This window comes from Mycolicibacter algericus DSM 45454, from assembly GCF_002086455.1.
Lineage (GTDB): Bacteria > Actinomycetota > Actinomycetes > Mycobacteriales > Mycobacteriaceae > Mycobacterium > Mycobacterium algericum.
The window spans coordinates 40,497-64,243 of the sequence record NZ_MVHC01000007.1 but is presented as its reverse complement, the minus strand read 5'-3'; the positions used below and the strand labels follow the sequence as shown (position 1 = coordinate 64,243).

23 protein-coding genes are annotated in these 23,747 nt (G+C 67.0%); 12 read left to right on the top strand and 11 right to left on the bottom strand.

Annotation, left to right across the window (positions count from 1 at the left end; translation table 11 throughout):
* Positions 1–14: 14 nt before the first annotated feature.
* The 3 genes from pntB to BST10_RS09290 all read right to left on the bottom strand — a co-directional run bounded on the left by pntB (position 15) and on the right by BST10_RS09290 (position 3,728).
* Positions 15–1,436, bottom strand: a complete 1,422-nt coding sequence (gene pntB / locus BST10_RS09300; RefSeq protein ID WP_083037539.1) for a Re/Si-specific NAD(P)(+) transhydrogenase subunit beta — start codon at positions 1,434–1,436, stop codon at positions 15–17.
* Between the two features lie 32 nt (positions 1,437–1,468).
* Positions 1,469–2,992, bottom strand: a complete 1,524-nt coding sequence (locus BST10_RS09295) for a Re/Si-specific NAD(P)(+) transhydrogenase subunit alpha (RefSeq protein ID WP_083037538.1) — start codon at positions 2,990–2,992, stop codon at positions 1,469–1,471.
* A gap of 118 nt (positions 2,993–3,110) precedes the next feature.
* A complete protein-coding gene (locus BST10_RS09290) occupies positions 3,111–3,728 on the bottom strand; it encodes a TetR/AcrR family transcriptional regulator (RefSeq protein ID WP_083037537.1) in 618 nt (205 codons plus the stop codon).
* A gap of 79 nt (positions 3,729–3,807) precedes the next feature.
* On the opposite strand from BST10_RS09290, the gene BST10_RS09285 reads away from it, so the two are divergent.
* A complete protein-coding gene (locus BST10_RS09285; protein WP_083037536.1) occupies positions 3,808–4,644 on the top strand; it encodes an alpha/beta hydrolase-fold protein in 837 nt (278 codons plus the stop codon).
* Positions 4,645–4,885: 241 nt separating this feature from the next.
* Positions 4,886–6,850 carry a hypothetical protein gene (locus BST10_RS09280; RefSeq protein ID WP_133054413.1) on the top strand — a complete coding sequence of 655 codons (1,965 nt, stop codon included), beginning with the start codon at positions 4,886–4,888 and terminating at the stop codon, positions 6,848–6,850.
* Between the two features lie 49 nt (positions 6,851–6,899).
* On the opposite strand, the gene BST10_RS09275 is transcribed toward BST10_RS09280, so the two are convergent.
* From BST10_RS09275 to BST10_RS09240, 8 genes are all read right to left on the bottom strand, one after another.
* Entirely contained in the window at positions 6,900–7,472 is a 573-nt protein-coding gene (locus tag BST10_RS09275; protein ID WP_083037534.1) for a hypothetical protein, read from the bottom strand.
* Between the two features lie 54 nt (positions 7,473–7,526).
* On the bottom strand, positions 7,527–8,795 hold the full coding sequence (purD, locus tag BST10_RS09270) for a phosphoribosylamine--glycine ligase (protein ID WP_083037641.1): 1,269 nt from the start codon (positions 8,793–8,795) through the stop codon (positions 7,527–7,529).
* 218 nt (positions 8,796–9,013) lie between these two features.
* On the bottom strand, positions 9,014–9,892 hold the full coding sequence (locus BST10_RS09265; protein ID WP_013830520.1) for an SDR family NAD(P)-dependent oxidoreductase: 879 nt from the start codon (positions 9,890–9,892) through the stop codon (positions 9,014–9,016).
* Positions 9,889–10,641, bottom strand: coding sequence for an enoyl-CoA hydratase/isomerase family protein (locus tag BST10_RS09260; protein WP_083037533.1), 753 nt, complete (start codon positions 10,639–10,641; stop codon positions 9,889–9,891). Before BST10_RS09260 ends, BST10_RS09265 begins: the two co-directional genes overlap by 4 nt.
* Positions 10,642–10,658: 17 nt before the next feature.
* Positions 10,659–11,087, bottom strand: coding sequence for a carboxymuconolactone decarboxylase family protein (locus BST10_RS09255; protein ID WP_083037532.1), 429 nt, complete (start codon positions 11,085–11,087; stop codon positions 10,659–10,661).
* Positions 11,088–11,097: 10 nt separating this feature from the next.
* Positions 11,098–11,964, bottom strand: a complete 867-nt coding sequence (locus BST10_RS09250) for an NAD(P)-dependent oxidoreductase (protein ID WP_083037531.1) — start codon at positions 11,962–11,964, stop codon at positions 11,098–11,100.
* A gap of 47 nt (positions 11,965–12,011) precedes the next feature.
* Complete coding sequence (locus BST10_RS09245; RefSeq protein WP_083037530.1) at positions 12,012–12,764, bottom strand: SDR family oxidoreductase; 753 nt, start codon at positions 12,762–12,764, stop codon at positions 12,012–12,014.
* 34 nt (positions 12,765–12,798) lie between these two features.
* The gene (locus tag BST10_RS09240; RefSeq protein WP_083037529.1) at positions 12,799–14,268 is read right to left on the bottom strand and encodes an aldehyde dehydrogenase; all 1,470 of its coding nucleotides are present in this window, start codon (positions 14,266–14,268) and stop codon (positions 12,799–12,801) included.
* Between the two features lie 167 nt (positions 14,269–14,435).
* On the opposite strand from BST10_RS09240, the gene BST10_RS09235 reads away from it, so the two are divergent.
* From BST10_RS09235 to BST10_RS09190, 10 genes are all read left to right on the top strand, one after another.
* Entirely contained in the window at positions 14,436–15,074 is a 639-nt protein-coding gene (locus BST10_RS09235; protein ID WP_041318792.1) for a TetR/AcrR family transcriptional regulator, read from the top strand.
* Positions 15,071–16,306: a cytochrome P450 gene (locus BST10_RS09230; protein ID WP_083037528.1), complete on the top strand. Its 1,236-nt coding sequence runs from the start codon at positions 15,071–15,073 to the stop codon at positions 16,304–16,306. Before BST10_RS09235 ends, BST10_RS09230 begins: the two co-directional genes overlap by 4 nt.
* Positions 16,307–17,137, top strand: coding sequence for an SDR family oxidoreductase (locus tag BST10_RS09225; protein WP_083037527.1), 831 nt, complete (start codon positions 16,307–16,309; stop codon positions 17,135–17,137).
* Complete coding sequence (locus tag BST10_RS09220) at positions 17,134–18,489, top strand: cytochrome P450 (RefSeq protein WP_083037526.1); 1,356 nt, start codon at positions 17,134–17,136, stop codon at positions 18,487–18,489. The genes BST10_RS09225 and BST10_RS09220 overlap by 4 nt, the downstream gene beginning before the upstream one ends.
* A gap of 10 nt (positions 18,490–18,499) precedes the next feature.
* Entirely contained in the window at positions 18,500–18,703 is a 204-nt protein-coding gene (locus tag BST10_RS09215; protein WP_083037525.1) for a ferredoxin, read from the top strand.
* Positions 18,704–18,705: 2 nt separating this feature from the next.
* Positions 18,706–19,269 (top strand): nuclear transport factor 2-like protein, encoded by a 564-nt coding sequence (locus BST10_RS09210; protein WP_083037524.1) that lies wholly within the window; start codon positions 18,706–18,708, stop codon positions 19,267–19,269.
* Positions 19,270–19,295: 26 nt separating this feature from the next.
* Entirely contained in the window at positions 19,296–20,384 is a 1,089-nt protein-coding gene (locus BST10_RS09205; protein ID WP_083037523.1) for an NAD(P)H-dependent amine dehydrogenase family protein, read from the top strand.
* An 8-nt stretch (positions 20,385–20,392) separates the two neighbouring features.
* Entirely contained in the window at positions 20,393–21,133 is a 741-nt protein-coding gene (locus BST10_RS09200; protein WP_083037522.1) for a glucose 1-dehydrogenase, read from the top strand.
* Between the two features lie 68 nt (positions 21,134–21,201).
* On the top strand, positions 21,202–22,452 hold the full coding sequence (locus BST10_RS09195; protein ID WP_370492387.1) for a cytochrome P450: 1,251 nt from the start codon (positions 21,202–21,204) through the stop codon (positions 22,450–22,452).
* Positions 22,453–22,614: 162 nt separating this feature from the next.
* Positions 22,615–23,745, top strand: coding sequence for an NDMA-dependent alcohol dehydrogenase (locus BST10_RS09190; RefSeq protein WP_083037639.1), 1,131 nt, complete (start codon positions 22,615–22,617; stop codon positions 23,743–23,745).
* Positions 23,746–23,747: the final 2 nt, after the last annotated feature.

The window sequence follows — 23,747 nt, the reverse complement described above, 5'->3', positions numbered from 1 at the left end:
TAGCTTACGGCCCCCTACAGCGCGTGCAGGATGTCCTCGACCCGATCCTTGGCGTCCCCGAAGAGCATCGCGGAGTTCTGCCGGAAGAACAGCGGGTTCTGCACGCCGGCATAGCCCGATGCCATCGAGCGCTTGAAGACGATCACGTTGTCGGCCTCCCACACGGTCAGCACCGGCATGCCGGCGATCGGGCTGCCCGGATCCTCGGCGGCGGCCGGGTTGACGGTGTCGTTGGCGCCGATCACCAGCACCACCGAGGTGTCGTCGAAGTCGTCGTTGATCTCGTCCATCTCCAGGACGATGTCGTAGGGCACCTTGGCCTCGGCCAGCAGCACGTTCATGTGCCCCGGGAGCCGGCCGGCGACCGGGTGGATGCCGAAGCGCACGTTGACCCCGCGCTCGCGCAGTTTGCGGGTCAGTTCGGCGACGCCGTACTGGGCCTGCGCGACGGCCATGCCGTAGCCCGGGGTGATGACCACCGAGTCGGCGCCGGCCAGCAGTTCTGCCACCCCTTCGGGGGTGATCTCACGGTGCTCGCCGTAATCGGTGTCATCCGACGGGCCGGCCTCGATGCCGAAGCCACCGGCGATCACCGAGATGAACGACCGGTTCATCGCCTTGCACATGATGTAGGACAGGTAGGCACCCGAGGAGCCGACCAGTGCACCGGTGATGATCAGCAGGTCGTTGGAGAGCAGGAAGCCCGATGCCGCAGCCGCCCAGCCAGAGTAGCTGTTGAGCATCGAGACCACGACCGGCATGTCGCCACCGCCGATGGAGGCGACCAGGTGCCAGCCCAGCGCCAGCGCCAGCACGGTGACCACGATCAGCAGCCACAGCTGCGGCTCGTTGACGAACCACACCGTCAGCGCGAAGAACGCCACCAGGGCGCCGACGTTGAGGAAGTTCTTGCCGGGCAGCATCAACGGGTTGGACTTCATCCGCGCCGACAGCTTGAGGTTGGCCACGATGGAGCCGGTGAAGGTGACCGCACCGATGAACACGCCGATGAACACCTCGGCGGAGTGGATGCCCAGCAACCCCGAGGCCGCCAACTCCTGGGCGTCGGCCCCCTGCATGTCGGCTTCGATGTGCAGGTAACCGTTCCAGCCGACCAGCACGGCGGCCAGACCGACGAACGAGTGCAGCAGCGCGATCAGCTCGGGCATGCCGGTCATCTCGACGACCTTGGCCCGCCACAGCCCGATCGCCGCGCCCACCACGGTCGCCCCGATCAGCAGCGCCAGGCCGACCGGCTGGATGCAGCGGTTGACCGCCAAGGCGATCGTCGCGGCCAGCGCCACCGTCATGCCGAGAATGCCAAAGCTGTTGCCGACCTTGGACGTTTCGTGCTTACTCAGCCCGGCCAGCGCCAGGATGAACAACAGCGCCGCGACGATGTATGCCGCCGAGGCGGCGGTGTCGATCGAGAACATAGGGGTCTACTCCAAATCGGGGTGCGCAGCGCCTAGCTGCGGGAGAACATGGCCAGCATGCGGCGGGTCACCGCGAAACCGCCGAAGACGTTGATGCTGGCCAGCAGGATCGCCGCGGTCGCCAGTGCCGTGATGGCCGGATCGCCGTGCCCGATCTGCAGCAGCGCACCGACGACGATGATGCCCGAGATGGCGTTGGTCACCGACATCAGCGGCGTGTGCAGCGCGTGGTGCACATGCCCGATCACGTAATAACCGATCACGATCGCCAGCGCGAAGACCGTCAGGTGCACCTGCAGCGCCGCCGGCGCCAGCGCCACCAGCGCGAACAGCACCGCCGCCGCGGCTACCACCAGACCCAGCCGCCGACCGGCCGTCATCGGCGCCTTCGACTCCTGTTTGGCCACCGGAGCTTCGGCGGCCTTGGCGGGGGCGGCCGAGACCTGTACCGGCGGCGGCGGCCAGGTCGACTCGCCGTCGCGCACCACGGTCATCGACCGCTGCACCACGTCGTCGAAGTCCAGCACCAGCTGGCCGTCCTTGCCCGGCGTCATCAACTTCATCAGGTTGACCAGGTTGGTGCCGTAGAGCTGCGACGCCTGCGCGGGCAGCCGGCCGGCCAGATCGGTGTAGCCGATGATCGTCACCCCGTTGTCGGTGACGACGGCCTGGTCGGCCACCGTGCCCTCGACGTTGCCGCCGTTGGCTGCGGCCATATCCACGATCACGCTGCCCGGGCTCATCGAGGCGACCATGTCGGCGGTGATGATCCGCGGTGCCGGCTTACCGGGGATGAGCGCGGTGGTGATGATGATGTCGACGTCTTTGCACTGCTCGGCATAGAGCTCGGCCTCGCGGGCCTTGTAGGAGTCGCCCATCTCTTTGGCGTAGCCGGTTGCCGAGACCTCGGCCTCGGGATCTTCGATCGACAGATACTCGCCGCCCAGGGATTTCACCTGATCGGCGACCTCCGGCCGCGGGTCGGTGGCCCGCACGATCGCTCCCAGGCTGCCGGCTGCGCCGATCGCGGCCAGGCCGGCGACGCCGGCGCCCACCACCAGCACCTTGGCCGGTGGCACCTTTCCGGCGGCGGTCACCTGGCCGGTGAAGAAGCGGCCGAACACATGGGCGGCCTCCACCACGGCGCGGTAGCCGGCGATGTTGGCCATCGAGCTCAGTACGTCCAGCGACTGCGCACGCGAGATCCGGGGTACCGCGTCCATCGACAGTGCCGTGATCGGCCGGCGGGCCAGATCCTCCACCCGATCCGGGTTCAGTGCCGGTGCCAGCAGGCTGACCAGCGTCGCGCCCGGCTTCATGGCATCGAGCTGCTCGGTCGCGGGGGCGTTGACGCCGAAGACGATGTCAGCGGCGCGGGCGTCGCCGATTGTGGCGCCGGCTTCGACGTAGGCGGCGTCGGTGAACGACGACGCCTCTCCCGCACCGGCGTCCACCACCACCTCGTAGCCGAGCTTGATCAGCTGGGCGACCGTGGTTGGCGTCGCCGACACGCGCGTCTCACCGGGCTGCGCCTCGGATAGGACACCGATATTCATGACGTAGCTCTCCGCATTCGCTTCTCGTAGGCGTTTCTGGGCGTCTTGGCACCCCCCGGTTACCCGCCAGTAGCAAAGTAGCGACAAAGGGGTCGAGGCAGCATACCGTGTGAGCTTCTCAGGCTGACACTGCGCGCTGATCCAGCGGCGCGAGCAGGTCGATAACGTCGATCACCGCCGCCCGGGCGACGGCCCGCGGTCCCTGGCGGTCATCAACCAGGGCCGCCATCACCGCCCCATCGACCATGCAGACCAGCGCATGCGCCATCTCGACCCGGGCGATCCGCCCGGAACGCTCGACGGCTTCGGCGACGGCATCGGACCGTTGGTGCAGGATGCGGCGCTGGATTTCGCGGAGGGCGGGCTGCCGGGCGCAGACGATGGACCGCTCATACCGCGAGATGAGCTGTTCGGTGACCTGCGAGCCGTTCTCCTCACCCACCAGCAGATCCACCAGCATGTCGGCCGTCGTTTCGGCGCTGCGCCGGCGCCGGGACAGGCCGGCGATGCGGGCCCGCAGCTGAGCGACCTCCAACATTCCGATGTGTTCCACCGCGCTGGCGATCAGGTCCTCCAGCGACGAGAAGTAATAGGTGGTCGACGCCAGCGGCAGGCCGGCCCGCTGCGCCACCGCGCGGTGTCGCACCGCTTCGAACCCACCCTCACGCAGTAGCTCGGCGGCAGCGCTGATCAGCGCATACCGTCGGCGTTCGCCCTTGGGCGTGACCGCTGTCATCACGCCTAGAGATGCTGCCAGCAGAGCTATCGCCGCATCATGGGTTTGCGTCTTTTCGGACAAACCGCGCTCCGCTGGCATGATGGCCGCCATGCCCGGGTTGAGCCGACGAGCGGCGTTGCGACTCGGGGCCACCGTGGGCGCGGCGGGCGCGTTGGGCGTGAGTTCGTTGATCGGCGTCCGGCCCGCGCGGGCCACCCCGACGCTGCCCACCATGACGACCGGTTCGTTCGCCTCGGCCGCGCGCGGCGGGATCTCGACCAATTGGGCGATCGCCCGGCCGCCGGGACAGACCGAGTCACTGCGCCCGCTGATCGCGTTGCACGGCAAAGGCAGCGACGCGGCGACGGTGATGGCCGGCGGAGTGGAACAGGGCCTCGCCGAGGCGGTCGCCGCCGGCCTGCCCCCGTTCGCGGTGGTGGCCGTCGACGGCGGCGGCAGTTACTGGCACCGGCGCACCTCCGGGGAGGACTCCGGCGCGATGGTGACCGACGAGTTGCTGCCGCTGCTGACAGACCAGGGACTGGACACTTCTCGCGTGGCGTTCATCGGCTGGTCGATGGGTGGCTACGGCGCGCTGCTGCTCGGGGGCCGCCTCGGTCCGCGCCGAACCGCGGCGATCTGCGCGGTGAGCCCTGCGCTGTGGCTGTCGCCCGGTGCGACGGCGCCGGGCGCGTTCGACGGCGTGGCGGACTTCGCGGCGAACTCCGTCTTCGGGATGCCGGCCCTGGGATCGATCCCGATCCGGGTGGATTGCGGCGACTCCGACCCCTTTTACTCGGCGACCCGGGCTTTCATCGACCAGCTGCCCAATCCCCCCGCCGGCGGCTTCTCCCCCGGCGGGCATGACGGGTCCTACTGGAGCTCGCAGCTCCCGGCCGAGCTGACCTGGGTAGCCCCGCTCTTGACTGCTTAGTCAATTCCTCAGCCCCAACCTGGGATAGCGAGACCGACGTATCCTCGCAGCCCGGCCGCACCCATTACCGCAAATATGTGTCTACGTCCGAGATTCCCTCGTTTTGTCCGCTAAACCAGCCGAAATTTCCCGCATCATGGCCCGAATTGCCCTTGTGTGACAAAGAACACTCCGAGTAATTTTTCTAAACGTACTCATAGGTAACTCGACTATTCCTGAGCCCGACAGATGGGAACTCCCGATGACGAATCGAATCCGGATGGCCGCTGCTGTCGCCGCAGCCGGCGGCGGAATTCTGACCGCGGCGTTTCTGCAGGCGGCCACGGCTGTCGCAGACAGCGGATCCGAGACCGGCTTCACTATCGGCGATATCAGCTTCACCGACCCGGTGGCGATCGACGCTCTGACCGGCACGCAGACCGATGGCTATGAAGCTCTCACCCCGATGTTCGCCAATTCCCCGCTGCTGTCGCTCGGCAGCGACAGCCTGCTGGGTCTCTTCAGCCTCGGGTCGCAGCAGTTCACCATCGAGGACAGCAGCGGCGAAACGCTCGGCACACTTCTGACCTCGACCAACGTTCAGAATCTCCTGGGCATCGTCACCGCGCAGTTCACCGTCACCAGCAGCACTGCGGCCGACGGCCTGACCGCCGCGCAAGCCGCCGAGCTGCCCACCGACGGCACGGTGTACAGCATCACCAACCTCGGCGGCGGCTTCGCGAACGTCTACGTGGCCGTGCCCAACGCCGACGGCACGGCCGCGTCCAGCATCACCAACACGTTCGTCACCCCGTTCGGCAACTTCGACCTACCGACCCCCTATGACGCCATCGCACCGCTGGACCCGGGCGTCCCTCTGGAAGCCCTGGGGAACGCATCCGGCATCAGCGGTCTCAGCGACAACGCGTTCACCATCGGGGACACCACCTTCGACCCGGGCAGCGACGGCATCGACATCCCTATGCCGTTGTCCTTGTCCAGCTTCGCGCCGCTGCTGCGTTTGGAAGCCAGCGCCCTCAATATCTCCGGTAGCGGCCTGGAAGGCACCCAGGCGGAGCAGGAATTCACGGTGTACGCCGACGGTACCGACGCTGGCACCGTCCACACCTTCCTCTGGTACTCCGACGTGCTCGGGATCGACAGCACCCAGTTCACCGTCGGCGCCATCGACCCGGCCACCTCCACGCTCGAAAGCGCCCTAGCCGCCGACCTCGACTTCAGCAGCGCCGATTTCACCGCAGCAGAGCTGGCGAATGCCCTGGCCGCCAATAGCGACATCCTGCACTATGGCAGCGGTGACATCACCAGCAATGATGTTCTCATCTCGCTTCTTCCCAGCGATCTCAACCTCGCCGGCAGCGACATCACCAACGATGACATCGCCAGCGTGCTCAACAACATCAGCCTTGCGGGACTGCCCACCGTCGGGACGGTCTACAGCGTCACCGATTTCGGTGGTGGTTTTGCAAACGTCTACGAAGCCACCCCGGGAACCGGCGGCGGGTCGGCCAGCATCACCAACACCCTGGTAACCCCGTTCGGTAACCTCAACCTACCGACGACCTTTGACGCGACCGCACCGCTGGACCCAGCTGCGCCGTTGGGTGCGCTCGCCGCGACATCTGACAGCGCCGCCCTCAGTGACAACGCGTTCACCATCGGCGGTACCACCTTCGACCCGGGCGCAGACGGGTTCAGCACCGACGCCAGCTATCCGCTGTTCGGTATCGCACCGCTGCTGCAGATTTCCGGCGTCAACGCGCTCGGGGCCTTCCTGCCTACCCAGGACGGCATCTCCGTGTACGACGACAGTGGTGCCACGCTGGGCACGGTCAGTTTCGGCGAGAACATGTCGAACATTCTCGGGATCGAGACCACTCAGTTCACCGTTACCTCGGTCGACGCCGCTTCCGGTCTGACCGACGCCCAGCTTGCGGACCTGCCGACACTGGGCACGGTCTACAGCGTCACCGACCTCTGGGGCTTCACCAACGTCTACGAGGCCATCCCGAACGCCGACGGGACGGCGGCCGCCAGCATCACCGACACCTTGATCACCCCGTTCGGCAACATCGACCTGTCGGGCATGTTCAGCATGTTCGACGCTATCGCGCCGCTTGACGCCGGCGATGCCGTGTCGGGCATCGACGACGCGACGTCAGCGGTCGTATCGGCTTGGGATCCGCTGGCGTTCTTGGGTTTCTGAGCTAGGGCCGGCTGATCGGACCCGGCAGAGTCCGGTCAGCCGGCTGCGGTTACTGGCAGAGCTTGCCCAATGCCGCGATGCGCGCGTCAAGATCGCGCCCCAGCTGCTCCCGTTCTGAATTCGGTTGCCCGACTAGGTAACTGAGGTTCAGATGCTCAAGCTCGCCGGCCATCGCGCGGGCCGCTTCCGCGATATCCTGTGAAACGGCGGCCTTCTCTTCAACGCGACCCCGCAGGTATGCGGCACCCGCCGTCAGGGACAGCCTCGCGTTGGCGGCCACCGCAAGCTGGGCAACCGGGTTCTCGGGATCCGGGTTCTTCAGGTGCATGTTGTTGGCCACCGCCTGGCGCGCGAGCACTGCCGCAGCACACACATCTTTCTTCGCGTCGGCAACCTGCTGATCCGAGAAATTGGCCGACGTCGCGGATGCCGGGAGCCACCAGGCAACCGCCGCGCCGGCCAAGGCTCCGGCGACGAGCGCAATCGCCGCCGCGAGAAGCAGGGGCCCCTGAGCTGATTTCACCGGCGCTTGGGCCGCCGGTCGTTTCGCAGCCGCAGGCTGCTCCGATGGGTGATCCTCGTCGGCCGACTCAGCAGCGTCCAGCTCGGTTTCGTCAGACATACTGGGTAACTGTACCGGCGCCCTCGCCGAGCCGACCGAGGATGTTGGGCTCGGCTAGATCCGAATCTTGTCCTCGGCGGCCGCCAAGCCGATATCGGTGCGGAAGTGGCTACCGGGCAAGCGGATCGAACCGAGGGTCCGGTAGGCGGCCGCGCGGGCCGCGGCCAAGTCGTCGCCGACACCCACCACCGATAGCACCCGGCCACCGGAGGACACCACCGCCCCGTCCTCGCGGAGCACGGTGCCGGCGTGCAGCACGGCCTCACCCTCGGCGCCCACGATCACGTCCCCGACGCGGGGCCGGCCGGGATAGTTCTCCGCGGCCAGCACCACCGTCACCGCCGAGCTGTCCCGCCAGCGCAGCGCACCGAACTCGCTGAGCCCACCGGTGGCGGCGGCGTGCAGCAGCTGCCCGAGCGGCGACTCCAGGAGCGCCAGTACCGCTTGGGTCTCCGGATCCCCAAAGCGGCAGTTGAATTCGACGACAGCCGGCCCGGTCGAAGTCATCGCCACTCCGGCGTAGAGCAGCCCGGCGAACCGGCTGCCGCGGCGCACCAGTTCGGCGGCGACCGGCTTGACGATGTCGGCGACGATCCCCGCCGCAGCCTCTCGGGACAGCCAGGGCAGCGGGGCATAGGCACCCATGCCGCCGGTGTTGGGGCCGGCATCACCGTCACCGACCCGTTTGAAATCCTGCGCCGGCAGTAACGGAACCACCGTGTCGCCGTCGACGACACAGAACAATGACAGCTCGGGGCCATCCAAAAACGATTCCAACAGCACCGGATGTCCGGCGTCGAGCAGTCCGGCGGCATGCGCCCGGGCCACTGCGCGGTCCGGCGTCACCACCACTCCCTTGCCGGCGGCCAGCCCGTCGTCCTTGACCACCCAGGCCGCCTCGCCGGCATCCGGGCCGAACCGGCTCAGGGCAGCGTCCAGGTCGGCCGGGCTGTCGACGATCTCCGAGCGGGCGGTGCGCACCCCAGCCGCGGCCATCACGTCCTTGGCGAACGCCTTGGAGCCTTCGATGCGCGCGGCGTCCCGGGACGGCCCGAAGCAGGCGATGCCCGCGGCCCGCACCGCGTCGGCAACGCCCAACACCAAGGGCACCTCGGGCCCGATCACCACCAGGTCAGCAGCGACGTCACGGGCCAGGGCGGCGACCGCCGGACCGGAGGTGATGTCGACCTCGCGTTGTTCGGCGACCGCTGCGGTGCCGGCGTTGCCCGGTGCGATCACCAGGTGATCGACTTTCGGGTCGTTGCGAAGGGCCATGAGGAGCGCATGTTCCCGGGCGCCGGAACCGATCACCAGGACGCGCATCGGCGCCACTCCTCTCTCATTTCCCCTCGCATCGTCGTCGGCGGGGCGCGAGACCAAGGATATATAGCAAGACCGCCCGGTACGCGGCGACGGGCCTACGTGACCGCCCCCCCGGAGGGCACCGTCTGCGCCATCGCCACCGTCGCCGCCGTTACCGCCGTCGCCATTCAGCCCGCCCGGCTCGGCGCTGCTGGCGTCTCCCGAGTACTTTCAGCGGGTCAACTGCCCGTCACCATGGCGTGCAACTCCGCGATCGACCATGGTGATGAGCCATGGTGATCGCGGTAGCCCAGCACCGCGGGGGCGGGACGGTCGAATCGGCCGACGAAGCCTCCGGATGCCAGGAACACCGAGCCGGTCACCGTGCTCGCCAGGTCGCTGGCCAGGTAGGTATACAGCGGTGCCACGTAGCCGGTCGGCGCCGGATCCAGCGACGCCTGCATGGTGAACTCATCCAGCAGTCCCCGGGCGTGCAGGTCGCGGATGTGCTGCTCGTAGTCGGCGCCGGTCGACAGACGCGTCTTCGCGCCCGGACAGACGACATTGGCCCGAACGCCGTGCTCCGCGAGCTCGGCCGCCATCGCCAGCGTCAGGGAGTTGATCGCCCCCTTGCCGGCGGGATAGCCGGTGCCGCCGTAGTCGCCCAGGAAGGCCACCGAACCGCTGTTGACGATCGACCCCCGTCGCTGCTCGGCCATGATGGGGGCGGCGGCCCGGCAGGTGTGGAATGCCGTGCCGAGATGAGCGTCGAGCAGTTCCTGGAACTGCGCGCCGGATATCGACAGGATCGAGGAACCGGGCGGTTCAGCGATGCCGGCGCAGTTGATCAGCACATCGACGCTGCCGTATTCGTCCCGGCAGGCCGCCATCAACGCCGTCGCGGTCGCCTCGGCGTTGGCGGCCCCGGCTACCCCGACGGCCCGACCTCCCGAACCGGTGATCGCCGCGACGGTGCCGTCCACCGCATCCGGATCCCGGCCGTTGACCACGACGCCGGCGCCGCAAGCCGCGAGTAGGTCGGCGACCGCCCGGCCGACGCCCCGGCTGCCGCCGACGACGACGGCGGCCCGCCCGGAAAGCAATGTCTCGTCGGTCATGGTGTCGAGGTGAAGGCCGCCAGCGCCTCGGCGTTGGCGCCGGAACCCATCAGCTCGACGAAGTAGGCGTTCTCCCGCTCGCGGGCGGCCGCCACCCCGGGCAGGGTGGGCGCAGCGATGCTCTTCTTGACCGCCATCAGGCTGGCGAGCGGTCGCGCAGCGAGGACCTCGGCGTGCCGATGCGCCTCCGCCATCAGGTCATCGGGCTCGCAGACCTTCCAGACCAGGCCCATCTCCAGGGCTTGCTCGGCGGTGATCCATTCCGAGGACATCAGCAGCCAGGCGGCGTTCTGCCGGCCGATCAGTCGCGGCAGCAGATACGACGAGGCCGCCTCCGGCGCGACACCGAGACTGGTGAACGGGCACATCAGCCGTGCGGTCGACGACATGAACGCCAGGTCCGCGTAGCCGAGAATGGTCGTGCCGATGCCGATCCCGATTCCGTTGACCGCGCAGATCAACGGCTTCGCGAACCCGTTGAGCGCGTCGATCAACCCCAGGAAGCCGTGCCGGCCCGGAGTGAAATCCGTTGCGGTGACGCGCGCCTGCATCTCCTTGAGGTCGGTCCCGGCGCTGAAGGCGCGGCCGGCGCCGGTGAGCACCACGACCGCCACCTCGGGATCCTGCGCGGCCTCCAGCAGCGCCTCGGTGGTGGCGTCGTAGAGCGCCTCGTTGAAGGCGTTGAGCGCCTCGGGTCTCGTCAGGGTCAAGGTCCGCACCCGCCCCGCCGTGGTGATCTCCAGGCTCATGCTGCTCTCCGCATTCCCTACCCGCCGCCGTGCATCTTGACCGCGGCGTCGACGTTGGCCTTCTTGTCCTCGGCCTGGCCCTTAGCCGCGGCCTTCTTACGCCTGGCCACGACGGCGTCGACCGCGCCGTTGAGCGCCGATCCCAACGGGAACCCGAGGTAGTGGGTCACAAAGACCGCCATCTCCTTGAGTTCGGCCTCGGTGAGCTCGCCGTTGAGCAGTGCGGCATTGATCTGTATCTCAGCCAGGTCGCGGTTGCCGACCGCGGCCACCGCCGTCAGCGTCATGATCCGCTTGTCGCGCATCGACAACCCCGGGCGGGTCCAGATCTTGCCGAACAGGTGGTCGACGGTCAGATCGAAATACGGGTCGCCCTCGAAGTCGGGCATCTCCCAGCCGTAGACCTCGTTCATCTTGGCCAGCCCGGTACGGCGCAGTTCGTCCATCAGATCTCTCCTAGTCGTTGGTATGCGGCACACCGAGGCCCGCGGCGAGCCCGGCCAGCGCAACCTGGGCGAGCGGAAGGTCGACTCCGGTGGCCTGGCCCAATGCCAGTGCGAGGCTGAGGTCTTTCTCCCCGAGCCCGCGGGTATGGGTGAAGGCATCGTGCAGGAAGTGGTCCGCCGGCAAGGGCGCCGTCGAGTCGAGCAGCATGATCGCGCCGGGCCCGCCGGTGAGCGCGTCGGTGTGCCGCACCACGCGGCCCAACGCCTGCAGATCCAGCCCTGCCGCCTCGGCCAATTTCATGGCCTCACCGGCAGCGGCGTAAGCAGTGAACGTCAGCATGTTGCGCGCCAGCTTCATTCGGGTGCCCGCCCCGGGCTCGCCGGCATGGATGACCAGCGACGCCCATTGCTTGAACGCCGGCTTGATCTGTTCGTAGACCGCGCGGTCGGCGCCGACCATGGTGGCCAGCTGACCCTTCTCGGCGGCGCCGGCACCGCCGCTGACCGGTGCGTCGATGACGTGGATACCCTGCGGCTTCAGCTGCCCGGCCAGCTCGGCAGCGGTGGTGTCGGCGATGGTCGAGTGGATCGCGATGACGGTGCCCCGCTTCGCGTTGACCGCCAGTTCGGCGACGACCTCGCGGACCTGGGCGTCATCGAGCACCGTGACGCTGATGATGTCGGCTGCCGCCGCGACGTCCGCGAGGCTGTCAGCCGAGCTGGCCCCGGCCTCGACCAGCGGGGTCATCGCTTCGGCGCGCACGTCGAAAACCGTTACACCGCCGGGCCACTCGACCATCCGCTTGGCCATCGGCGCACCCATGTTCCCGAGCCCGATGTAGCCGAGGCGCGGCGTTGCCTCAGTCGCTGCGCTCATAAATTCCGACTCCTCCTCATCGCTTCGCTCTGCGTCGTCGCCGGTGGCTATGAGCGGATGATCTGTCCGCCGTCGACGTTGAAGATCTGTCCGGTGATCCACGACGCCTGGTCCGACAGCAGGAACAGACACATCGGAACCAGGTCCTCGGGCGTGCCCATCCGTGCGAGCGGCAGCTGCTGCACCATCTGCTTCACAATGGCCTGCGGAGTGGTGACTCGGTTGGCCTCGGTGTCGATCGGGCCCGGTGCGATCGCGTTGATCCGGATGTTGCGCCAGCCCAGCTCACGGGAGAGCTGCTGGGTCAGGCCGTTGACACCGACCTTGGCCAGCCCGTAGAAGTTCGCGTACACCCACGCCGCGGTCGACGACTGGTTGACGATGGCGCCGCCGCCGCGCTGGGCCATGTGCTCGTAGACCGCGCGGGTGCAGATCAGCGCACCGTCGAGGTTCACCCGCATGAACTTCTCGTAGTAGTCCCACGGCACGGTCAGCAGCCCGTCGAGCTTCATGCCGCCGAAGATCGCGGCGTTGTTGACCAGGTAGTCGATCCCGCCGAATTCATTGACCGCCGCATCGGCCATGGCCTGCGCGGACTCCGGGTCGGAGACGTCGACTTCCACCGCGAGGGCCTTGCCGCCGTCAGCGACGATCTGCTTGGCGACGTTCTGCGCGCCCTCGAGGTTGATGTCGGCGACCACCACGGCGGCGCCCTCAGCGGCCAGCGCCGCCGCGTATGCCTGGCCGATCCCGCCACCGGAGCCGGTGACGATGGCCACCTTGTCGTCGAATTGCCCCATCTGCTTGTTCTCCCTTGAATCCCGTTATCGATTATCAGTTCGCTGCTGTCGCAATGGCTTTGATCTCCAGGTATTCCTCGAACCCGGCGACACCCATCTCGCGTCCGTTGCCGGACTGCTTGTATCCGCCGAACGGCACGTCCGCCGAGTACCAGACCCCGCCGTTGACGTTGACCGTCCCGGCCCGCATCCGGGCCGCCACCGCGGCCGCTCGCTGCGCGGCGGCGCCGTAGACGGTGGCAGACAGCCCGTAGGGCGAGTCGTTGGCGATCCGCACCGCGTCGTCGTCGCCGTCGTGGGCGATCACGGTGAGCACCGGGCCGAAGATCTCCTCCCGGGCCACCCGCGCATCGTTGGTCAACCCGGCGATGACGGTGGGCTCGATGAAGAAGCCGGCGGGTTGATCGGCCGGGCGGCCACCGCCGCAGGCGAACTCACCACCCTCGGCCAGGGCCAGGTCCAGGTAGCTCTGCACCCGGTCGCGCTGGCGCGCCGAGATCACCGGACCGCAGACCGTGCCGGGCTTGGTGGGGTCGCCGGGCTTGATCGAGCCCATCGTGCCGGCCGCGATGGCCACTGCCTCGTCGTAGCGAGCCCGGGGCACCACCAGCCGGGTGGTGATCGCGCAGCCCTGCCCGGCGTGCAGACAGACCGAGAAGCCCGCCACCGAGCAGGCCGCGGCGAGGTCGGCGTCGTCGAGCACCACGAAAGCCGACTTGCCCCCCAGTTCCAGAAAGACCTTCTTGATGGTGGCGGCCGCGTCGGCCATCACGCTGCGGCCGGTGGCCGTCGAACCGGTGAACGAGACCATGTCCACCCGAGGGTCTCCTGCGAGCATGGCGCCCAGCGTGTGGTCGGTGGAGGTGACGATGTTGACGACGCCCGGCGGGATATCGGTGTGCTCGGCGATCAGCTCCCCGAGCACTGCGGCGACCCACGGGGTGTCGGGCGCGGGTTTGAGTACCACGGTGTTACCCGCGGCCAGCGCCGGGCCGAGCTTGGCCAGATTGATCTGGTGCGGGAAATTCCACGGCGTGATGGCGCCCACGACCCCGACCGCCTCGCGCACCACCGACCGGCGAGTGGGAATGCCCAGCGGGGTGGCATGGCCGAGATCCTGCGTCCATTCGTAGCTTTCGGCGGTGTCCGCGGCGAACCCGAGGTCTTCGACCGGGCCTTCAAGCTGGGCACCGGCGGTGAGCATCCGCGGCGCACCCACCTCAGCGATCGTCAGCTCCCGCAGCTCTTCTACCTGCTCGCGCATGGCCTCACGCAGCTGGCGTACGCAGCGCACCCGCAGCTCGGTGTTGGTCGACCAGTCGGTGTCGTCGAATGCCCGCCGTGCCGCGTCGATGGCGCGGTCCATGTCGGCGCTGTCCGCGTTGGCCGCCTCGCCCAGCACCTCCTCGGTGGCCGGGTTGACGGTGGCGAACCCGCCGGCCCCGCCGGCGGTCAGCTTTCCGTCGATGAGCAGCCGGCTCACGCCGTCGGCCAGTAGCGCCATCAGTCACTCCCACAGCTTCCCGGTGCCCGTCCGAAATTGGACACTTGTCTGTTATCGCTCGGTCGAACCCTAGCGGCAGAATTGCGACTCTGGCAACCCGGCGGCCGAGAAAACCTTATTTCCCAGCAGACTTGCCCAACCAAGCCGCCGTCGGCTACGTTGGACAGGTGTCCAGCGAATCCGTGGCGGCAGTCACACCGGCGAACGGCGCACCGGCGGTACCGTCGACGGTTGCGGGCGCCCCGGGCACCCGCAACCGTCGCCAGGAGGAGACCTTCCGCAAGGTGCTGACCGCCGGGGTCGAGATGTTGCGCGAAAAGTCCTACGCGGACCTCACCGTTCGTGCGGTTGCGGCGCGGGCCAAGGTCGCCCCGGCGACCGCCTACACCTATTTCTCGTCGAAGAACCACTTGATAGCCGAGGTCTACCTGGACCTGGTGCGTCAGGTTCCGTACTTCACCGATGTCAACGAGCCGATGCCCAGCCGGGTCAACCAGGCGCTGCGGCACCTGGCGCTGGTGGTCGCCGACGAACCAGAAGTCGCGGCGGCCTGCACCGCGGCGTTGCTCAGCGGCAGCGGCGATCCGGCGGTGCGCACGGTGCGAGACCGGATCGGCGCGGAGATCCACCGCCGCATCGTCTCTGCGATCGGCCCCGGCGCGGATCCGGAGAAGGTCTCCGCGTTGGAGATGACGTTCTTCGGCGCGCTGGTCAACGCCGGCAGCGGCGCCTTCACCTACCACCAGATCACCGATCGGCTGTCCTATGTGGTCAGCCTGATCCTCGAATCAGGAGCTTCGCGATGAGCTTGCAGGCTGTGACTTCCCAGACCTCCGGCCCGCCGGTCCTCAACCCGTACGACTACGACTTCCACGAGGACCCGTTCCCGTACTACAAGCGGCTGCGCGACGAAGCCCCGGTGTATCACAATGAAGAGCTCGACTTCTGGGCGATCTCGCGCCACACCGATGTGCTGCACGGGTTCCGCAACAGCGACGCGCTGTCCAACCGTGACGGTGTCTCCCTGGATCCGGTCTCCCGCGGCCCGCACGCCCAGCTGGTGATGTCGTTCCTGGCGATGGACGACCCGCAGCACCTGCGGCTGCGGACCCTGGTGTCCAAAGGCTTCACGCCGCGCCGGATCCGCGAGCTCGAACCGAATGTGGTGCGGCTGGCGCGCCAGCATCTGGACAACGCTATCCAACCGGGCTCCGACGGCACCTGCTCGTTCGACTTCATCAACGACTTCGCCGGCAAACTGCCGATGGACGTCATCTCCGAGCTGATGGGAGTGCCGGAGGCCGACCGGACTCGGATTCGCGAGCTGGCCGACGGGGTGCTGCACCGCGAGGACGGGGTGACCGATGTGCCGCAGTCGGCGATCCAGGCGTCGATGGATCTGATGACCTACTACAACGAGATGATCGCCGACTTCAAGAAGAATCCGGCCGACAACCTGACCTCGGCACTGCTGGAGACCGAAGTCGACGGAGACCGGCTGGGCGACTCCGAGATCCTGGCGTTCCTGTTCCTGATGGTGATCGCCGGCAACGAGACCACCACCAAGCTGCTCGGCAGCGCCATCTACTGGGGGCACCGCAACCGCGACCAGCTGACGCCGCTGTTCGCCGACCGTTCCCGGATCCCGCTGTGGGTCGAGGAAACGCTGCGTTACGACACGCCCAGCCAGATTTTGGCGCGCACCGCCGCCGAGGACTACACGGTGGGCGGCACCACCATCCCGGCCGAGTCGGTGGTGCTGCTGCTGCCCGGTTCCGGTAACCGCGACGAGCGGGTCTTCGAGGACCCCGACACCTTCCGGATCGGCCGGGACATCGGCTCCAAGCTGCTCAGCTTCGGCAGCGGCGCCCATTTCTGCCTCGGCGCGCACCTGGCCCGGATGGAGGCCCGGGTGGCCCTTGAAGAACTCTTCAACCGGATCAGCGACTACCAGGTCGACGAAGCCAACGCCGTACGGGTGCATTCATCGAACGTGCGCGGCTTCGCCGACCTCCCCATCACCATCAAGGAGGCCTAAGTGCCACGTTTCGACCCGCCCCCAGCTCGCCGGCCCGCCATCGTCGCCGGGGCGTCCTCGGGTATCGGTGCCGCCACGGCTGAAGAGTTGGCACGCCGCGGTTTTCCGGTGGCCTTGGGAGCGCGTCGCGCGGACAAGTTGGCGAAGCTCGTCGATACTATTCGCGCCGACGGCGGCGAGGCGGTGGCGTTCCCACTGGACGTCACCGACGCCGACTCGGTGAAATCTTTTGTGGCGTCCAGCATTGATGCGTTGGGCGAGATCGAGCTGCTGGTCTCCGGGGCCGGCGACATGTTCCCCGGCCGCATTCACGAGATGAGCACCGAGGCGTTCAACGACCAGATCCAGGTGCACCTGATCGGCGCCAACCGGCTCGCGACCGCAGTGGTGCCCGATATGGTGGCCCGCCGGCGCGGTGACGTGATCTTCGTCGGCTCCGATGTGGCACTGCAGCAGCGCCCGCACATGGGCGCCTATGGCGCAGCCAAATCCGCACTCGTCGCCATGGTGAACAACATGCGGATGGAGTTGGAGGGCACCGGGGTCCGGGCCTCGATCGTGCACCCGGGCCCGACAATGACCGAGATGGGCTGGAAGCTCTCCGCCGAGCAGGTGGGCCCGATGCTGCAGGACTGGGCCAAGTGGGGCCAGGCCCGGCACAGCTACTTCCTGCGGCCCGCCGATCTGGCCCGCGCCATCGCGTTCGTCGCGGAGACCCCACGCGGGGCCCATGTCGTCAACCTGGAAGTGCAGCCGGAGGCGCCGCTGCACGACACCGACTCCGATCGCCAGCACCTGCAACTGGGTGAGGAAGGAATGCCGCAATCATGACTGTCACGACTGAGGTTCCCCGGGTCTCGGGAGGCGAGGCCGAGCACGGCCACCTCGAGGAGTTCCGCACCGACCCGATCGGGTTGATGCAGCGGGTGCGCGACGAATGCGGGGACGTCGGCTGGTTTGACCTGGCCGGCCGAAAGGTGGTGCTGCTGACCGGCGCCGAGGCCAACGAGTTCTTCTTCCGGTCCACCGACGACGAGCTCGACCAGGCCGCGGCCTACCCGTTCATGACCCCGATCTTCGGCAACGGCGTGGTGTTCGACGCTCCGCCGGAACGACGCGCGGAAATGCTGCACAACACCGCGCTTCGCGGCGACCACATGAAGCGGCACGCCAGCACTATCGAGCACGAAGTGCGCAAGATGATCGAGGGGTGGGGTGAGAGCGGTGAAATCGATCTACTGGAGTTCTTCGCCGAACTGACCATCTACACCTCGACGGCCTGCCTGATCGGGCAGAAGTTCCGCGAGGAACTCGACCACCGGTTCGCCGAGCTGTACTACGAGCTGGAGCGCGGCACCGACCCGCTGTGCTACGTCGACCCGTATCTACCGATCGAGAGCTTCCAGCGCCGCGACGCGGCCCGCGTCAAGCTGGTCGAGCTGGTGCAGGGCATCATGGACGGCCGAATCGCCAATCCGGAGACCGACAAGAGACGCCGGGACATGATCGACGTCATGGTCTCGATCCCCGACGAGAGCGGCAATCCGCGGTTCTCCGCCGACGAGATCACCGGGATCATCATCTCGATCATGTTCGCCGGCCACCACACCAGCTCCGGGACTTCCGCCTGGACGCTGATCGAGTTGTTGCGCCACCCGGAGGCACACGCGGCCGTCATCAGTGAGCTCGATGAGCTCTACGCCGACGGCGGTGAGGTGAGTTTCCATGCGCTGCGCCAGATCCCGAACCTGGAGAACGTGCTCAAGGAGACGCTGCGGCTACACCCGCCGCTGATCATCTTGATGCGGATGGCCAAAGGCGAGTTCGAGGTCTGCGGCTACCCGATCCACGAGGGCGACATGGTGGCGGCCTCTCCGGCGGTCTCCAACCGGATCCCGGAATCCTTCCCGGAGCCGAATGAGTTCGTGCCGGAACGCTATAACGAGCCGCGGGAGGAAGACGTCCTCCAGCGCTGGACCTGGATTCCGTTCGGAGCGGGCCGGCATCGCTGCGTCGGCGCGGCGTTCGCCACCATGCAGATCAAGGCCATCTTCTCGGTGCTGCTGCGCGAGTATGAGTTCGAGATGTCGCAGCCGCCGGAGACCTACCGTAACGACCATTCCAAGATGGTGGTGCAGCTTGCCCGCCCGGCCAAGGTGCGCTACCGGCGGCGAACCAAATAAGGGGGTTCCCATGGCTTTTCGAGTCAAGGTCGATCTGGACCTGTGCCAGGGCCACGCCATGTGCGAGCTGGAGGCGCCCGACTATTTCCGGGTGCCCAAGCGCGGCAAGGTCGAGATCCTCAACGACGAGCCACCGGAATCCGACCGTCGCCAGATCGAAGAGGCCGTGCGGGCCTGTCCCACCCGAGCGTTGTCCATTGAAGAGAAGGAATAGAAATGCCGACCTCCCACCCCCACTCCCGCGAGATTCTCGAAGACTGGGTCGAGCGCTGGTTGCAGGCCAACCGTGACGCCGAAGCCGCCGGCGACTGGCGCAATCTGGCCGACTTCTACACCGACGATGCCACCTACGGCTGGAATATCGGCCCCAAGGAGGACGTCATGTGCGTCGGCATCGACGAGATCCGGGACATCGCCCTGGGCCTGGAGATGGAGGGGCTGGACAACTGGCAGTACCCGTACCAGAAGGTGCTCATCGACGACAAGCAGGGCGAGATCGTCGGGTTCTGGAAACAGGTCGCGACGGACTCCGATGGAGTCGAATCGGAGATCTACGGCTTCGGCGGCAGCTGGTTTCGGCTCGCCGACAAAGACGGGCGGCCGCTCATCGAGTGGCAGCGTGACTTCTTCGACTTCGGTCACGTCCAGAAGCTCTACCTGGATCTGATGACTGCCGGCAAACTCTCCAAAGGCATGCAGAAGCGCATCGAGCGCAGCCTGGCCGGCGAGAAGCTCCCCGGCTACTACCCGCTCGGCAAGTCGCCGGTACCGCTCTGGTAGCCCACAACTGACACCCAGGAGAACACGTGGCCATCCGTGTCGCTCTGATCGGCACCGGCAACGCGGGGCGCATCGCCCTGCGGGGGCTGATCGGCAATCCCGCATACGAGCTCACCGGGGTGTGGGTCTCGACGGCCGCCAAAGTGGGTCGCGACGCCGGTGAGTTGGCCGGCCTCGACGTCCATACCGGCATCGCCGCTACCGATGACTTCGATGCGATCATCGGAGCCAAGCCGGACGCTGCTGTCTACTGCGCCATGGGGGACACCCGTCTGCCCGGCGCCCTGCGCGACGTCTGCCGGCTGCTCGCGGCGGGCATCAACGTCATCGGCACCGCGCCCGGGGTACTGCAGTACCCGTGGGGTGTCATCCCGGATAAGTTCATCACTCCCGTCGAAGATGCTGCCCGCCAGGGCAATGCGAGTGTCTACGTCAACGGCGTCGATCCCGGCTTCGTCAATGACCTGGTGCCGTTGGCGTTCGCCAGCACGTGCGAACACGTCGAGCAGATCCGCTGCCTGGAGATCGCCGACTACGCGACCTATGACGGTGCCGAGGTGATGTTCGACGTAATGGGCTTCGGCAGTCCCCTCGACGAAGTCCCGATGCTGCTGCAGCCCGGCATCTTGAGCATCGCGTGGGGCGCCGCGATGCGCGAGCTGGCCAACGGGTTGGGTGTGACCCTGGATGCCATCACCGATTCCGCTGAGCGTGAACCGGCGCCTGAGGCGTTCGACATCGCGGCCGGGCACATCCCCAAGGGCGGTGTCGCCGCACTCAAGTTCGAGATCCGCGGCATCGTCGACGGCCATCCGCTGATCGTGGTGGAGCACGTCACCCGACTGCGCAGCGACCTGCGGCCGGACTGGGCGCAGCCGGCCCAACCGGGTGGCTCCTATCGCGTGGAGATCACCGGCGAGCCCTCGTACACCGTCGACATCCGCCCGACCAGTCGCCACGGTGACCACAACTACGCGGCGATCGCGGCCGGGGTGGGACGAGTCGTCAACGCCGTTCCCGCCGTTGTCGCAGCACCGCCGGGCATCGTCACCACATTGGACCTGCCGTTGGTCACCGGCGGCACACAGATAATCACCGAATCATCGAAAGGCTGAGGACAGCTATGGGGCGTGTCGCCGGAAAAGTAGCTCTGATCAGCGGCGGTGCGCGTGGGATGGGCGCATCTCACGCTCGCATGCTGGTCGCCGAGGGCGCCAAAGTGGTCATCGGCGACGTGCTCGACGAGGAGGGTGCGGCGCTGGCGGCCGAGCTCGGGGACGCCGCGGTCTACGTGCACCTCGACGTCCGGGACCCCGAGCAGTGGGCCGCTGCCGTGACCGCCGCCGTCGACGGGTTCGGCAAGCTGAACGTGCTGGTCAACAACGCCGGCACCGTTGCGTTGGGCTCGCTGCGCAAGTTCGACCTGGACCAGTGGCACGCCGTGATCGACGTGAACCTCAACGGCACCTTTCTCGGCATGCGGGCGGCGATCGACTCGATGATCGCCGCGGGCGGCGGATCCATCATCAACGTGTCCTCCATCGAGGGGCTGCGCGGCGCACCGATGGTGCACCCCTATGTCGCCTCGAAGTGGGCGGTGCGCGGGCTGTCCAAGTCCGCCGCCCTGGAGCTGGCGCGTCACAACATCCGGGTCAATTCGCTGCATCCGGGATTCATCCGCACCCCGATGACCGAGCATCTGCCCGAGGACATGGTCACCATCCCGCTCGGCCGGCCCGGCGAGTCAGAGGAGGTCTCCACCTTCGTGGTCTTCCTGGCCAGCGATGAGTCCTCTTATGCCACCGGTTCGGAGTTCGTCATGGACGGCGGTCTGGTCACCGACGTGCCGCACAAAACCGGTTGACATCAGGTCATACACATGACCATCATGTGTATGTTCGAAGTTGGCTCGGCAGCCCGCGACAATCAGAGGTGTTCGTCTTGACATCAACGCAACCAGCCTGTCCGTTCGGCCCGGGTTTCGATTTCACCGATCCGGACGTCCTGTTGCACGGCATGCCGATCGCCCAGTTCGCCGAGTTACGCAAGACCGCCCCGGTCTGGTGGAACGAGCAGCCCGCGCACAGCAACATCTTCGATGACGGCGGCTACTGGGTGGTCAGCAAACACCAACACATCAAAGAGATCTCACGCGACAACGAGGTGTGGTCGACCAACGCCAAGGGCGCAGTGATGCGGCTGCCCGACGGCATCACCGCCGACCAGTTGGAGCTGACCAAGGCGCTGCTGATCAACCATGACCCGCCCGAGCACACCCGGCTGCGCAAGCTGGTGTCCCGATTGTTCACCCCGCGATCCGTGGGCGCGTTGGAGGAGAAGCTGGCGCAGTCGGCGCGCGATATCGTTGCGGCGGCCGCCGAGAAGGACAGCGGCAACTTCGTCGATGACATCGCGATGAAGCTGCCGCTGTTGGCGATCGCCGATCTGATCGGGGTGCCCGAGGCCGATCGCGAGAGGTTGTTCCACTGGACCAACTCGATCATGAACACCGATGACCCCGACTTCGACTCTGATCCGGCCATGGCCAATGCCGAGTTGATGGGTTACGCCTACACCATGGCCGAGCAGCGGCGGCGCTGCCCGGCCGACGACATCGTCACACGGCTGGTCCAGGCCGACATGGACGGTGAATCACTCGGCGAGACCGAGTTCGCGTTCTTCGTGATCCTGTTGGCGGTGGCGGGCAACGAGACCACCCGCAACGCCATGACTCACGGCATCAACGCCTTCGCGGAGAACCCCGATCAGTGGGAGCTCTACAAGCGGGAACGCCCCGAGACCGCCGTCGACGAGATCGTCCGCTGGGCCACCCCGGTGCATTGCTTTCAGCGCACCGCCAAGATCGACACCGAGATCGGCGGGGTGCCCATCGGGCAGGGACAGCGGGTCGGCCTGTTCTACAGTTCGGCCAACTACGACGAGGAGGTCTTCGAGCGACCCTTCGCTTTCGACGTCCTGCGTGATCCCAACCCGCATCTGGCGTTCGGTGGACAGGGTACGCACTACTGCATCGGCGCGAACCTGGCCCGTATGGAGATCCGGTTGATGTTCGATGAGATCGCCAACCAGCTACCCGACATCACCAAACTGGCCGAGCCGCAACGGCTCCGTTCGGGCTGGATCAACGGGGTCAAAGACCTACAAGTCGCCTACCACGGCTAGACCCGATCCATGGCACTCTCGGTCAATCAGACGGTTGGTTGGGCGACCCCTTCCCCCGGGCTGTGACGGGCTATAGGCTGCGACGAGTGGGCTGCCCAGAGTCCCGAGCTAGGACCGGGGCCGTTTCCTAGCCGGATATTCGAGAATGAAAGCAGGTTCGTGGTGAAGACAAAGGGTGCGTTGCTCTGGGAGTTCAACAAGCCGTGGTCGGTCGAGGAGATCGAGATCGGTGAACCCCAGAAGGACGAGGTCAAGATCCAGATGGAGGCGGCCGGGATGTGCCACTCCGACCACCATCTGATGACCGGAAGCATCCCGATGGCCGGTTTCCCCGTCCTCGGCGGGCACGAGGGCGCGGGCATCGTCACCGAAGTCGGCCCCGGCGTGGAGGACATCGCGCCCGGTGACCACGTGGTGCTGTCCTTCATTCCCTCCTGCGGTAGCTGTCCGACCTGCCAGTCGGGGCTGCGCAACCTGTGCGACCTGGGCGCGGGACTGCTCAACGGCGTGGCGGTCAGCGACGGCACCTTCCGCGTCACGGCCCGCGGCCAAGGCGTGTACCCCATGACGCTGCTGGGCACCTTCTCGCCGTGGATGGTCGTGCACAAGACATCGGTGGTGAAGATCGACCCGGCCATCCCGTTCGAGGTGGCCTGCCTGGTGGGTTGCGGCGTCACCACCGGTTACGGCTCGGCGGTGCGCACCGCCGACATCCGTCCCGGCGACGACGTCGCGATCGTCGGCGTCGGCGGGGTGGGCATGTCTGCCCTGCAGGGCGCGGTCAATGCCGGCGCGCGCAACATCTTCGTCATCGATCCGGTTGATTGGAAGCGTGACCAGGCACTGAAGTTCGGTGCTACGCACGTCTATCCGGAGATCAATGCCGCCATGGGCGGGATCATGGAGGTCACGGCGGGGCTGATGGCCAAGAAGGTCATCGTCACCGTCGGTGAGGTGCACGGCACAGACGTCGACAATTACATGATCCTGACGGCCAAGGGCGGAACCTGTGTGCTCACCGCGATGGGCAGCATGCTCGACAACCAGGTCACACTCAACCTGGCGATGCTGACACTGCTGCAGAAGAACCTGCAGGGCACCATCTTCGGCGGCGGCAACCCGCAATACGACATCCCGCAACTGCTGTCGATGTACAAGGTGGGCAAGCTGAACCTGGATGACATGGTGACCCGCCAGTACCAACTCGAGCAGATCAACGAGGGCTACCAGGACATGCTCGACGGCAAGAACATCCGCGGCATCATCCGCTACACGGATTCTGATCGCAGTTGACT